Source organism: Variovorax sp. P1_H2, from assembly GCF_056405295.1.
The window spans coordinates 107,483-120,513 of sequence record NZ_JBFUCJ010000005.1; the positions used below are offsets into that span (position 1 = coordinate 107,483).

The 13,031-nt window shown below is 63.1% G+C and carries 9 protein-coding genes, 3 pseudogenes and 1 other annotated feature; of the genes and pseudogenes, 7 read left to right on the forward strand and 5 right to left on the reverse strand.

Features of this window, described 5'->3' with window-relative positions; translation table 11 throughout:
* Window positions 1–11: 11 nt before the first annotated feature.
* Window positions 12–1,712 (reverse strand): DUF1302 domain-containing protein, encoded by a 1,701-nt coding sequence (locus tag AC1D2E_RS03680; protein WP_478196144.1) that lies wholly within the window; start codon window positions 1,710–1,712, stop codon window positions 12–14.
* A 195-nt stretch (window positions 1,713–1,907) separates the two neighbouring features.
* Between AC1D2E_RS03680 and AC1D2E_RS03685 the strand changes: the two genes are divergently transcribed.
* The 4 genes from AC1D2E_RS03685 to AC1D2E_RS03700 all read left to right on the forward strand — a co-directional run bounded on the left by AC1D2E_RS03685 (window position 1,908) and on the right by AC1D2E_RS03700 (window position 6,937).
* Window positions 1,908–2,570, forward strand: coding sequence for a MurR/RpiR family transcriptional regulator (locus AC1D2E_RS03685; protein ID WP_478196145.1), 663 nt, complete (start codon window positions 1,908–1,910; stop codon window positions 2,568–2,570).
* Between the two features lie 1,119 nt (window positions 2,571–3,689).
* Entirely contained in the window at window positions 3,690–4,469 is a 780-nt protein-coding gene (locus AC1D2E_RS03690) for a metallophosphoesterase (protein WP_478196146.1), read from the forward strand.
* 216 nt (window positions 4,470–4,685) lie between these two features.
* Window positions 4,686–5,435, forward strand: coding sequence for an H-NS histone family protein (locus tag AC1D2E_RS03695; RefSeq protein WP_478196147.1), 750 nt, complete (start codon window positions 4,686–4,688; stop codon window positions 5,433–5,435).
* Window positions 5,436–5,776: 341 nt separating this feature from the next.
* The gene (locus AC1D2E_RS03700) at window positions 5,777–6,937 is read left to right on the forward strand and encodes a serine hydrolase domain-containing protein (RefSeq protein WP_478196148.1); all 1,161 of its coding nucleotides are present in this window, start codon (window positions 5,777–5,779) and stop codon (window positions 6,935–6,937) included.
* A 779-nt stretch (window positions 6,938–7,716) separates the two neighbouring features.
* Here the strand turns inward: AC1D2E_RS03700 and AC1D2E_RS03705 are convergent.
* The 4 genes and pseudogenes from AC1D2E_RS03705 to AC1D2E_RS03720 form a co-directional block, all read right to left on the reverse strand.
* Window positions 7,717–9,747: an ATP-binding protein gene (locus tag AC1D2E_RS03705; protein ID WP_478196149.1), complete on the reverse strand. Its 2,031-nt coding sequence runs from the start codon at window positions 9,745–9,747 to the stop codon at window positions 7,717–7,719.
* A 49-nt stretch (window positions 9,748–9,796) separates the two neighbouring features.
* Window positions 9,797–10,057 (reverse strand): annotated as a pseudogene (locus AC1D2E_RS03710) (mammalian cell entry protein); the annotation flags it as partial.
* Complete coding sequence (locus AC1D2E_RS03715) at window positions 10,050–10,745, reverse strand: DUF3313 domain-containing protein (protein ID WP_478196150.1); 696 nt, start codon at window positions 10,743–10,745, stop codon at window positions 10,050–10,052. The pseudogene AC1D2E_RS03710 and the gene AC1D2E_RS03715, both read right to left, overlap by 8 nt.
* 83 nt (window positions 10,746–10,828) lie before the next feature.
* Window positions 10,829–11,662, reverse strand: coding sequence for an MlaA family lipoprotein (locus tag AC1D2E_RS03720; protein WP_478196151.1), 834 nt, complete (start codon window positions 11,660–11,662; stop codon window positions 10,829–10,831).
* Between the two features lie 154 nt (window positions 11,663–11,816).
* On the opposite strand from AC1D2E_RS03720, the pseudogene AC1D2E_RS03725 reads away from it, so the two are divergent.
* From AC1D2E_RS03725 to AC1D2E_RS03735, 3 genes and pseudogenes are all read left to right on the forward strand, one after another.
* A pseudogene (locus tag AC1D2E_RS03725) lies at window positions 11,817–12,157 on the forward strand (transposase); the annotation flags it as partial.
* Window positions 12,095–12,198, forward strand: a sequence feature (AL1L pseudoknot). It overlaps the preceding pseudogene by 63 nt.
* 448 nt (window positions 12,199–12,646) lie before the next feature.
* Complete coding sequence (locus AC1D2E_RS03730) at window positions 12,647–12,850, forward strand: hypothetical protein (RefSeq protein WP_478196152.1); 204 nt, start codon at window positions 12,647–12,649, stop codon at window positions 12,848–12,850.
* A pseudogene (locus tag AC1D2E_RS03735) lies at window positions 12,847–13,031 on the forward strand (hypothetical protein); the annotation flags it as partial. The gene AC1D2E_RS03730 and the pseudogene AC1D2E_RS03735, both read left to right, overlap by 4 nt.

Genomic DNA, 13,031 nt, shown 5'->3' on the forward strand with positions numbered 1-13,031 from the left:
GGATCGAATCCTCAGAAGGTGGTCTTGAAGGTGAGGCTCAGGAAACCGCGATCCTTGAGCAGGGTGGTGAAGCCGTTCTGCGCGGTCACGGCGAATCCGTTGTCCTTGTAGTGGCCGACGTAGTCGATGTATTTCAGGTCGAAGCGGTACTTCTGCCGGACGTCGACACCCAGGCCGACGCTGTAGTTGCCGTTGCCCTGGTTGCCGCCGAAGACCGTCGGCGCGTTGCCGCTGAGTCCCACGGCATACGTGATCGGTGCCGACAGGTCGATGCCTGGCCACACCTGGAACCAGGTCGGCGTGAACGAAAGTCCGGCGCCGAAGTAGTTCTTGGTCGTGCAGCCGTCCCATTTGTTCTTGCCGACGCAGGGCGCGAAGCCCTCGGCGAAGAAGAGGTTCTGGCCGCTGCTGACCTTGCCCCAGCTCGCCCAGACCAGCTCGGCCGCCCAGGCGGCGGTGTCGAAGAGGGCGGTCTTCGGCACGATGCCCACCGCATTGACGAGGCCGTGGTAGGTGTCGCCGCGCGGGCCCTTGGTGTCGCCCTGCGCAGGCAGGCCGGGCGCGATGCCGAGCACGGTGCTGTTCAGCGGCGTGTTGTGGCGCAAGGAAAGCTCGGAGCCGATGCTGATGCCGCCGATGTTCTTCGCCAGGCTCACGCCGTACAGGTCGATGTCGTCGGCGTAGATCAGGTTGTAGCGGCTGATGCCCGGCCCGACCCGCGTCAGGAAGGTCTGCGGCAGCTTGTCGGAGAACCTGCGGTAGTAGAAGCCCAGGGTGCCGTCGAGCCACTCCGGGCTCCAGCGCGTGGAGACGCCGCCTTCCTGGCCRCGCTGCTTCGGGTCGGACGGTGCGCCGCGCTGGGCGAAGCCCAATGCCGGCGAGAGGAACTGGCGGTCGGGGCCGTTGAAGGCGAAGTCCACGGGACCGAGATAGGTGCCGCCTTCAGGGTAGCGGAACGCCTCCCACGCGAGCATGTACTGTGCGGCAACCGACACGGTGTCGCTGACCTGCGCCTGCATCGAGAGCTGGTTCAGGGGCCGGAACAACTCCTTCGCTTCGACGCCGGGCGTGGCAAAGCCCTTCTGGAGGTCGAGCGGGTTCTGCGCGTAGGCGATGCCGTTCAGGTTGCCACCGAGGAAGAGGGATTCGCCCCAGTACAGCGAATGGCTGCCCAGCTTGGCGTTGACCGGCACGTCGCCGATGTCGGCGCCGCCGAAGACGAAGGCGTCGAGCCACTCGCCCGACGGACCGCGGTAGTAGCGCTCGGTGTAGGGGCTGTACTTCTTGTTGACGTAGCTGGGAATGTTGGTGAAAGGCGGGAACGGATTGGTCTTGCTGTTGGGGCCGTAGGCGTCGTCGTACCAGCCGGCCGCGCTCACGCGCATGCCGTAGCGCTTCTTGTAGGTCAGATCCATCTCGCTCAGCACGTCCAGGCGGTTCGCCACCGTTTCGCCGCGATTGAAGCTGTAGGTACCTTCGTCGGCGATGACCGTGTTGCCGATCTTCTGATCGCGGCTTTCGACACGGTTCGCGTAGTTGTAGCGCAGCGTGTTGTCCCATCGGATCGACACGTCGGGGTTGCCGGTGTCGAATTCGAAGGCTTGCGCGCCGCCGGGGCAGAGCGTCGCGAGCAGGACTGCGGCAGCCGTGGCTGCGAGGCGGAAGGACGAGCGGGCTTCAACGGATCCCGTCTTGCGTTTGGGGTGGTGCACGTGGTGAGAGCTTCTTGGTTGGAGGGCAGGGGGAGCCCCCTGACTGCATGGGGTCAGGGGACGGCCGAAATTTTGTCGGTCGCACCCGCGCGCTGCCCCCTCCTTGGTGGAGGGGGGAGGGGGTCGGGAAAGCCTCGRCCCGCACTTAGAATCCCGATTTCACTCCCGGCCGAAGTTGAAAGGCTGCATTCAACGATGCGCAACGCCACCGAATCCTTTGTCCGACGCGTGCGCGGCCACCTCGACGCCTTGTCCGCGACCGAACGGCAGCTGGCCGACTTCGTGCTCGAGTTTCCCGGCGAGCTCGCCAGCTACGCGGGCAACGAACTGGCCGAACTCGCGGGCGTGTCGCCCTCCACGGTCAGCCGGTTCATCCGCCGCATCGGCTACGAGAACTACGAGGAAGCCCGGCGCCAGGTGCGCGAGGAGAAGGAGAGCGGCTCGCCGCTGTTCCAGACCGCGACCGAGGCGTCCCGGCGCGGCCACCTGGTGGCGACCCACTTCCAGCGCTCGCAGGCCAACCTGGCCAGCACCTTCGACCGCCTGGGCGACAAGCAGATGTCGGACATCGTCAAGGCGATCATCGGCGCCAGCCAGGTGCTGATCTTCGGCAGCCGCAGCAGCCACGCCTTCGCCCAGTACCTGCGCTGGCAGATCATCCAGGTGCTGCCGCGCGTCAGCGCGATCCCCGGCGCCGGCGAGACCCTGGCCGAGCACCTCGCCGGCGTCGGCGAACGCGACTGCGTGATCGTCTTCGGCACCCGCCGCCAGACGCGCCAGATGGACGTCCTGCTCCTGGTGCGCCGACCTTTGGCCAATTGTCAAGAGTCGCAACAAAAGTTGGCCGAGAATTCCTGATAAGAATCAATCGCTGATCGGGCGCTTGAGTTTGGAGTATGAATGTTGTGGCCGAGAGTCGGTCTGGGCGGATACAAACAGCGTCCGCCGTCGTGGCTGTTGACGCGGTATCGCTGCCAATGCGCTGCTCGAATGTTCAGAGCAGGCTTGTGGCAGCGGTTGTTGAGCGGCGACTCCGCTCGTAGCTGCAGGAAGGCTGGCTGACCCGATCGAAGGGCCAACGGTGGGGGTGACCACCATGCACCGCATCGCAGATCGCTTGCGTGGCAGTTCGCGAAGGACTGATCCTCTGGGGGGGCCAACGAATGCTGCCCGAATTCTTCAAGTTCAAGCGTCCGCTTCCGGGCCAGTTTCGTCCTCGGCGCTCAGTATTTTGACCTGCCGTCAGGGCCTGCGTAGACCGGCTAGCTGCGGGAGACGCTTTTCGAACTCATCAACGAAGGCCCCCATGTCCAGATCCATCGCGAGCAACCAATGCCTCAGTTCCACGAAGTCGATTCGTCGAACACCTGTTTCGATCTTGGATAGGTCACTCTGGCCAGCGACGGAAGGCGGAGCGTTTCATCCCTGACAATTCCGAGCGTCCAAATGATTGATCAGATCGACGACATCGTGCGAGAGGCCCAGCAGCGCCTCTCGGCCAGCTGCATGGTATGCGGCGGCGAGGCCAAAACCTCCCTGTACGACGGGTGATACGTCACGGTCTGCGCTTCGCATGCTCCAGACACGCTCAACGATCCGGTAGAGACAGGGCTCATGGGATTGGTCCGCTTGGCACTGGAAGGGATGTCATCGACGGTGTCAGGCTCTGAGGCCGCCTCGCTCATGAAGGTGAATGGTTCGACGATGGCAGCGTGGATCGAAAGCGGCCGGTGCATTGGGCTTGCCGGTCCAGACGGATTGCTGAAGTTTCCCCGTTGGCAGTTTGAGCCGTCTGCCTGGTCAGCGATTCAGCTCGTCGGCCGATCTCTGCGCACGCAGGATCCCTGGCAGATCCTTGATCTTCTTGAGACGCCGGTGCCCGCGCTAGACGGCTTGACACCGCGAGTGGCCCTCGAACGAGGCACTGAGCTTGCGCGTGTCCTGGCGGTGGCGACCGGCGACTCGTACTGATCAAACATGAAGCTCCTGATCCTTTCTGATCTTCACGCTGAATTCGAGACCTTCGAAGTATCGAATTGCCTGGAGTACGACGTGGCCATCTTGGCGGGCGACATCGTCGCGCCTGGGCGGGTGGTCGCGCGCTGGCTGCGAGATCCGGCGCGCTTTGGTGGCAAGCCTGTCGTGCAGATCGCCGGCAATCATGAGTACTACGAATCTGTGCTGGATCAGGAAGAAACGGAGATGCGCCGCCAAGCGAAAGAGCAGGGCGTTCACTTCCTCAACTGCGACGAGATCGAAATTGCCGGCGTGCGGTTCTTGGGCTGCACGTTGTGGACCGACTTTCGACTGCGCATCGACAATCCTGGCTTCCCTGGGCAACCGATGCGTCTGCTGTCGGATCGATACCGTTCGATGACGGAAAGCTCGCGCTACCTAGCCGACTACTCGGCGATACGAGTTGACGACCCAACCACTTCAAACTCGMGAGGCTCGCGGCGCCTGGTGCCGATGGACACCCTGAAGATCCATCGGCGGCATCGCTCTTGGCTGCGCCGAAGGCTCTCCGAACCGTTCGATGGGCCAACGGTGGTGGTGACCCACCATGCACCGCATCGCAAGTCGCTGGCACCGCGGTATGCTGAGGATTGGTCCTCTGGCGGCTTCGTCAACGAGATTCCTCCTGGGAGGCCAAACGCCGGCAGAGTTCGCCGCTGCCGGCGGTCGAGAACGAGTGCAGACCATTCTTCGAACGATTCAGCACGGGGGCGTTGTATGACGCGATCCGCCACCGGATAGTAGCCGCGCGGTGATCTTCGCTTCCACTTTGTTGTTGTGCTGTGGTGGTGCCAAGCAGGCCTGAGAAGACCTCTCTACGGCCGGTGGGTAAAATCCGGGCCGGCGTGAATTTGAAAAGAAGACTTTTTCTGACGATTCACTAATATTCAACGCCTTTGTCACAAACGTCATGACGCTAAGCGACAGACTCCCTCAACTTCAAAGGTTCCAGACTCAATGACGAAGTCCTACGCGCAACTGAAATCCGCCATCGCCAAACTCGAGAAAGAAGCGGCTGCACTCCGTGAAGCTGAAACAAAAGAGGTGGTTGCGCAAATCAAGGAATCGATTGCCACGTTTGGCCTGACCGTCGAACACCTCTTTGGCCGTGGCGCCAAAACACTGAAAGCGGCCGCCGGCAAGGCCCTCGGCGGTGGCAAAGCGGCGCGCAAGGGCGCAGGCGTGCCGAAGTACCGCCACCCCAAGACGGGAAAGACCTGGACGGGCTTCGGCAAGGCTCCCGGGTGGATTGCCACGGTTCGCAACCGCGACAAGTTCCTCATCGACCAATCTGGCGTCGTTGCAGCACCTTCGGTCGAAAAGGCCGTGACGCCTGTCGCTGCAGTGGCAAAAGCCACCCGCAAGTCCCGCACAATTGCAGCGCCGGTGACGAAGCCGATCCGCGTCAAGAAGGCTGTTGCCGCCGCTGTCGCAGCTCCCGAAACCAAGGCTGAAAAGCCGGTCGCGAAGAAGGCTGCACCAAAGAGGAGCGCTCCTTTGAAGAAGGCCGCACCGGTAAAGAAGGCAGCTGCCGCCCCCAAGGCTGCAAAGGCTCAAAAGGCTGCTGCGAAGGCCACCAAGGAGGCCGCTCCCAAGTCGATCAAGTCACAAGCTGCCGCCAAGACCCGCAGCCTGCGCGCGTCCACCAGCGCCACGGCGCCTGTATTGACCTCCGCCACGCCGGAGACGGCTGCTTCCGCAAGCTGATATCGCCGCTGGTCGGCTTCGGCCGAAGAGACCACACAAACGGGCCGCTCTGCGGCCCGTTTCTTTTCGAGCCGGCCCCAGAGATAGATTTGGTGCAGAGCGAGGGGTCCATCGACTAGCCCGAGCCCCCTCAGTCGAGCGCCGACAGGAGCGAGCCCCATGGGTGATGTGACAGTCGAAGGCGCGTCGCGGCCCCGAGGAATGCAAGAAGCCAGTCAACTCGGAGCCTGCTCGGTAGTTGCTCACGGTGGCCAGAGTTTTCCAGTCGTGAGCCCTCGTTTAGGATGCGGCAGAGCGCGACCCCGCGCGCAAGAATCCAACCAGTCGAGGGGCTGATCATCATGCGTTTCGATCTATCGCGTCGTCACCTCGGCCGCTGGGCCGGTGCGGCGGCCCTCGCGCCGTGGCTCGCCTCGTGCGGGGGTGGCGGCTCGGGCGATTCGGGCGTGCTTGTTGCGCTGGCGGCGAATTCCCGCGAAGCCGCCTACGTCGAGGCCGTCGACAGCATCTTCGCGACCTATCACCCGCCGGGCATTCTGGCCGGCKTGAACGTGGCCGGCCAGGCACCCTGGGGCCGAGCCTTCGGGCAGGCCGACGTGGCCCGCGGCACGCCGATGGCGCTGAACAGCACGTTCCCGGTCCGAAGCGTCACCAAGTCGTTCACGGTGACGCTGCTCCTTCAACTGGTGCAATCCGATCTGCTTGCACTGGATCACAAGATCGAGCGCTATATCCCGGGCGTGCCGAACGGAAACCTGATCGACCTGGCCGATCTCGCCGGCAACCAGAGCGGACTGGCCGACTACTCGATGCAGCCGGGCTTCTTCGAGGTCTTCGTCAAGGACACGCTGCACGTGTGGACGCCGCAGGAACTCGTGGCCTTCTCGTTCGCCGCGAAGCCGGCCTTTCTTCCCGGCGAGCAATACCAGTACAGCAACACCAACACGGTGYTGCTCGGCATGGTGATCGAAGCGGTGACCGGCCAGCTGCTGGGCGACGTGCTGGCCGCGCGAATCTTCAGGCCGCTCGGACTGAACGGCACGAGCTATCCGTCGTCGGCCAACCTGCCGCCGCCGACACCGACGCCCTATGCGGTCGATGTCGTCACGGGCGTCGCCGATGATCAGCCGCTCATCAGCCCGACGTCGCTGGCGGGTTCCGGCGCCATGGCATCGACGTTGGCCGACTTGCTCGTGTGGGGCGACGCGCTGGGTCGCGGCTCGCTACTCAGCGCGGAACTCCAGGATCTGCGCAAATCGCGCGCGCGAGTGGTCACCAACGGCCCCGAGTACGAGCGCTACGGCCTGGGCATCGGACAGATCGGCAACTGGTGGGGACACACCGGCAGCGGCGTCGGGTTCCAGATCGCGACCATGAACCTCGCGTCCCGCAACGCGACGGTCGCGGTCATGGTGAACGCCACGCCCGAAGGATCGCGTCGCGACCTCAACCTGGCCCAGGAATTGTTCGTGAAGCTGGCTGCGGTCGTCGAGGCGGGCTGACGATGAAGAGGTCGGCCAGCGCAACGCAAGCGCTGCGGCTACCAGAGCCTCCACCACGGCCGACGCTGCCGCATGTGCAGTGGCCGGAGATCGAGGCGATCGATGATGCTGGCCGCTGCGCCGAATCGATTGGCAGGCTCGGGTTCCTGATCCGATGATTCACGACCGTGTCTGGTCGCGCCCTGCATCGGACGTCGGTCTTGCCGATTCAGTGGAGAGGAGGCTGTGTCCGAGGAGGGCATGGGAGCATTGTGGCAGGCGCTTTCCAACTGAGGTGTGATGAACTTCGCGCACTTGCCGTCTATTGCGGACCTGCGCGCTCGTGGTCTGCCGCCGCGGCACACAGGCGAACAGTACCTGGTTCTTGCTCTACGCCTGCGTGCATTTTGCGAGGCGAATGCTGCCGCCCCAATCGGGCCGACGCCGCCTTCAGTCCTACACCTTGTTCCGCCTACACAATCTGTCCGGCATGACAAGCCGGTCCTGCGTTAAGGCGACACCATCAAGACGGTTGGTGGCCACAAGGGTGACAGCTATAGCGCGTGTTCTTCCTTCGCTCATCGTTAGGCCAACCGATATGCCGTCCTGGGACGGTCTCTGCGGCCGAAAAAGAACTCACGACGACGGACCTCGCGACCTGTGCAGGTCGCTGAATTCCGAGGTTCAGCGACAGCCACTATCGGGCACCATAACGCGCCCTTATCGGCCCCAATACATGCACGAGGAGACGGGGAGCTTCGGCATTGCGGCGCTCCGCAAGCAATTGAAGCGAGACCAGGTCACGCCATTCTTTGCGCGACTGGAGCCGTGCCTAAGTCGATCCTGAGCTGAACCTCCAGCCCCTCTCCGGGACGCCAAGCATGCAATCGCCACCCATGAGCCAATGCAATCTCTTGGCAGATTGTCAAGCCCAGACCTGCACCGTCATCGCGCCGCTCAGGACCTCGCCAGAAGCGATCGCAAATTCGAGGCAGCTGTTCCACCGGAACCCCAGACCCTTGGTCCCGGACAGCGAGTCCAGAGCGGTGGACGGTGATCGCCACGACCCCACCAACCGAGCTGTGCTGGATGGCGTTCTCCAGCAAGTTCTTCAACAGTGTGAACAGGGCTCCCCGATCAGCATGCCAGCATCGAACATCGTCATCGACTCGCATACCCAAATAAACTGAATGGCGCTCGGCGACCCGGGTCATGAAATCGAACACCTCCTGCACGGCCGGACGCGGATCCATCGGGACAATGCGGTAGTTCTGAGGCTCGCTGACCTCGGCCAGCATCAGCAATTGCTGGACCTGCCTGGCCATGCGGTCGACGTCCTGCAGGATTAGGCTGTTGTGCCTGTCTTGCGGCCGCAGTTCGAGCTGGGCGCGGATCAGCGCCAGCGGCGTCTTCAGTTCATGAGCGGCACTGGCCAAGAACTCCTGCTGGGTACGAAAGCCGTGCCGCAAGCGGTCCAGCGCGTGGTTAAAAGCCATCACCAAGGGGCCGATCTCGACCGGTTGCGCCTCAGCGTCCAATCGTTCATCCAGCGTACGTGGCGTGATTCGCAGGGCCGCTGCGGAGGCTGCGCGCAACGGCTCCAGCGCTCGCCGGAGCGTAAAGTGCGTCGTGATGAGGAAGATCACGAAGAAGGTCAGGCAGGTGGCCGCTACGCCTTGCCACAACGCCGTCGTCCCGACGGACTCCCTCACACGCAGAACCAGGCGGTCACTGGTTGCGAACTGCACATACCATCGCCGACCTTCATGCGTCAGTGGCACGGTCGCTGCATGCATGGGAACACCATTGCGCAGTATTGGAAAGGCGCGCACCGTCGGATCAAAAGGCTGGCCTTGCGGCGCAAGGGCATCAGGTTGCGCATCGGGGGCATAGACCACGCGCCCTGCCTCGTCCAGAATTCGCAGGATTACCTCGCCACCAAGGGCAGTGAAAATCCAACGCTCGATGCGAGTCTCATCGACGCCGATGGGCCGTCCCTGCTCATTGAAACGAACGAGGCCGGCAACCGATTCGGTGTAGTTCTCGATGCCGCTTCTCAGCATATGCTGGCTGAAGGGCTTGGCGAACAATAGGACGCACACCGCTACGAGGCCCGCACTGAGCGCCATGCCGATGAAAAAGACCGCCAACAGACGGGAGCGCAAGCTACGAGGCCGATGGATCTTCACGCAATGCATAACCGTGATTCTTGATGCTGACGATCTGAAGGCGTGATCCAATGGCAAGCAGCTTACGGCGCAGCGAAGCAGCGCAACGTCCGTGGCATTCGGCGTAATCGTCTCCGACAGTCCCCAGGCGGCAGCTTCAAGCGTCGTTCGGCGCACTGTGCCGCCGACCTGATACATCAAGCTGAGCAAGATCTGAAGTTCCGCTGGAGCAAGCTTTACCGCTTTTGCGTCACATTCGAGACGGCCTTCGCCTGAGTGCACTCGGAGATCGTCAAACTCCGGCATCGAGGCCCGTCGCGTCGCCGGGCACCGCATCAGTGCTCGCACGCGGGCCACCAGCTCCTCCATCGGAATAGGCTTGGTGAGGTAGTCGTCGGCGCCCGATTCCCGCCCGTCGATCCGGTCGTGCAGCGCGTCGCGTGCCGTCAGCATCAGACAAGGCATGGCCATGCGTGCGTTGCGCAAGCGCCTCACCAATCCAAGGCCATCGCCATCGGGGGGACCGCGATCGACAATCACCGCTGGATCGAACTGGATGCTGCTGTTCAACGAGAGTTGACTGCCTTGGCGCAGCGAGGCTCGTGTGCGGCATAAGGCCAAGGTCGTATTGCTGGCCGCCCAGGGCTGGCAGAACAAGGACATCCTTGCTGAGTTCCAGCACCACGCGCACGCGCGACCGGTCCTTGGTCAGGCGCAGGCTCTGCACCACGCCGATCTGCACATCCTTGTACTTGAAGACCGTCTTGCCGGCCTCCAGCCCATCGGCCGTCTTGAAGCTCACCTCGATCTTGGGACCGCGGTCGAGCAGGATCTGGGAGACCAGCGTGATGCCGATCAGTGCGGCGACCAGCGGAATCAGCCAGATCAGCGAAGGCACCCAGCCGCGGCGGCGGGTCGCGCGAGGCTTCGCCAGTCCGAGTGGAACTGGAGGACTCCTGCCCTCGTCACTCATGGTTGTTCTCCGTCACTTCCCGATCTGTCGGAGATCGGGTCAGACGAGCAGCCAGATCGTCGGCCGCCTTGTCGATGCCGGCTCTTGAGGCATCCAGTTTTCCGAAGGTTGCCTTGATGTTCCAGGCGTTGGGATATTGCCTAGCGACATAGGCCATCAAAAGCCGATCGGTGGAGGCGTCGAATATCTCCACCGCGTAGGTGACCGACCCCGTGAACAACCCCTCCTTGCCGCGCAGGGCCTGCACGAGGTTGTAGGGCCCGCCCGCCAGATCGAAGCGCGTGAATGTGCCGATCATCGGCGTGCTGGCTGTCGCGCCGGTCAACGTGAGCTTCAGCCGGAGCGTGTCGGGACCGGTGCGCGTCACCAGGCTGAATCTCGCGTTGAGCCTGTCGCTGAACCGGGCGTCCATGTACTGAGCCAGCGCCTCCCGGTCTTCTTCGGTCACGTCCTCGAATTGGCTGTCACTCCCGCGATAGATCTCGATCGGCTCGATGAGGATGTTCGAATAGGCTCGCCAATCGATGCGTTCGGAATGGCTGTACAGCATCTGGCCGGCAATGTCCGTCGCGTCCGGCTGTAACTGTGCAGAAGACAGGGGGCCGGGATAGGGAAGGGGCTGTGTCCCCGTGCAGCCTGCCAAGGCGAAAGCGGCGGCGTGAATCATGGTGTGCATCGATGGGCGCATTCGTGTTTCCTTTGTGTGCGAGGCGGGCGGCTCGATTGGCGGCGGCGCCCATGCCGCGGACGTGCGCGGCGCGCGTGAACCTGCTACTCCGGATTGGTCTCTGACCGTCCATCCGGCGGTTGGGAGGCTGTCGTCCCTTGGTTCCCAACGGGTTCCACGACCGATCCGTCCGAACCTGCGTTCTGACCCTGACGTCGCCGCTGCAGATAGGCGTCTCTGACGAACGTGTACTTGTCCAGAGAGATCTCATCGACCAAGCGGCCCGCGTCGAGAAACGTCGCCCGCTTGTCCACGACCTTCAGCACTGTCAGGGTGTTGCGCGCCGGGACATTGCCAACGGAGCCCAGGGGGTTCCCCAGGCTGTCCACGGGCAGCGCCGCCGCATCGCGCAGGTCCGAAGGCCCGAAGAGCGGAAGCACCAGGTACGCGCCCGTCCCAACCCCCCACGCGCCGAGCGTGCGCCCGAACTCTTCGCCGTGCCGAGGCATGCCCCAGTCGCTGGCGAAATCGACGAACCCGAGCATGCCGACGGTGGAGTTCGTGCCGAATCGTCCGAGATCCGACATGCCCTCCTTGAACCGGCCCTGCAGCATGAGATTGACTGCCGACCACGGCTCGGCAAGGTTCGAGAAGAAATTCGAAATGCCCGTTCGTGCCGGCGTCGGCACCACGGCCTTATACGCCGAAGCCGTCGGCTTCAGCACCACCTTGTCGAGTCCCTCATTGAAGGCAAAGACCTTGCGGTTGACGGGCTCGAGCGGATCCGGCTTCTGTACGATTGCGCAGCCCCCAGCGAGCATGCAAGATCCCATCAGAACCGCCAGTTGAGTCCTCCGATGGGGCCTCCTCACTGCGTGGGTGCGGTCAGTGGGAACGAGGCCCTCGTGAAGTTGAGTCGTTGGTGCGATGCCGTTCATTGAGCTGTCCTGAGTGAGATCGAGCGCCGCTGTTCATCTGCGCCGATGTGGATACTCAGGCCAGTCGTCTTACCGAATCCTTTCGGACGCTGCCTTATTCACAACTGAATCGCCCCGGGTTTGAGGAGGCTTCAACTCTTGAGAAGATGAAGCCATGAACAAGTCGAACAAGTTCTCGCCCGAGGTCCGTGAGCGCGTGCTGAGGATGGTGCAGGAGCACCGAGGGGAGTACCCGTCGCTGTGGGCGGCCGTTGAATCCATTGCACCGAAGATCTTCTGTGTGCCGCAGACGCTGCTGGACTGGGTCAAACGCGCAGAGGTCGATGCCGTGGTGCGCGAAAGAGTCACGACCGACGAAGCGCAGCGAATGAAGGAGCTCGAGCGCGAGGTCAAGGAACTGCGCCGGGCCAACGAGATCCTGAAGTTGGCGAGCGCGTTTTTCGCCCAGGCGGAGCTCGACCGCCGACTGAAGTCCTGAGGGATTTCATCGACAAGGGGTGCGACTCACCCCAGTCGCTCGTGGTCGTCCGCGATGGTGGCGTCGGCGTCAATGCGGCTCCTCGGCGGATGTGTGCTCGCCTCGACGACTGGGGACTGCGGGGACATACGGGAACGGCATTGGGCAAGAGGTGCGGMTCTGAACACCGACAGCGGCATCGGCGCAGGCGCGGCGGCGATGGTCAGCGATGCCTGCATCGCGCGTGCTGCGGTCTTGGGCGACCGTGCGAGACATACCTGAGCTGCTGGAGCCAAAGCGCCCCATGCTGTCCACCGCTGTGGCGATCACCTGTTGTCGGCTGAGCTTGCCACCCGGGGCCTCGTCGACGAGCCCCGCTCGATCGCACACCAGCCGGTAAGGGTTGCGTAATTGTTCTCACGCGAAGATGCCGCCTCCCGGCCAAACCGCTCGCGGCGTGCTCACAAGTGCGAGCGGCCGCAAACCCTTCAGCAAGAAAGACCCATCCAATGAGCGTCAATCGACCCTTGTCCATCACCCTGCCGGCCGTCTTGGTGGGGCTGTGCCTGTCCACTGTCAGCTCCGGCGCAATGGCGGTTGATGCCGAGGCCATTGCCAAACAAGGCTATGGCTGGGGGCTGGGTTTGGCCGTAGCTACGCAGCGCCCATACAAGGGCATCAATCAGAAGGCACAACGTCTTCCCCCTGATCAATTTCGAGAACGAGTATGAGCGCGTCCTTGGCAACGCTTTCGACGTCACACTCCCCTCGCTCGGGCCTTTACGAGTTTGCAGTCAGGACTAAAATTGGGCTCGGCGAAGGCTACAAGGCTTCCGATTCGAGCGATCTGGAGGGGATGAGCGATCGAAAGGGAAGTGTCGATCTGGGATTGGCGGCTACGTGGGCGACCTC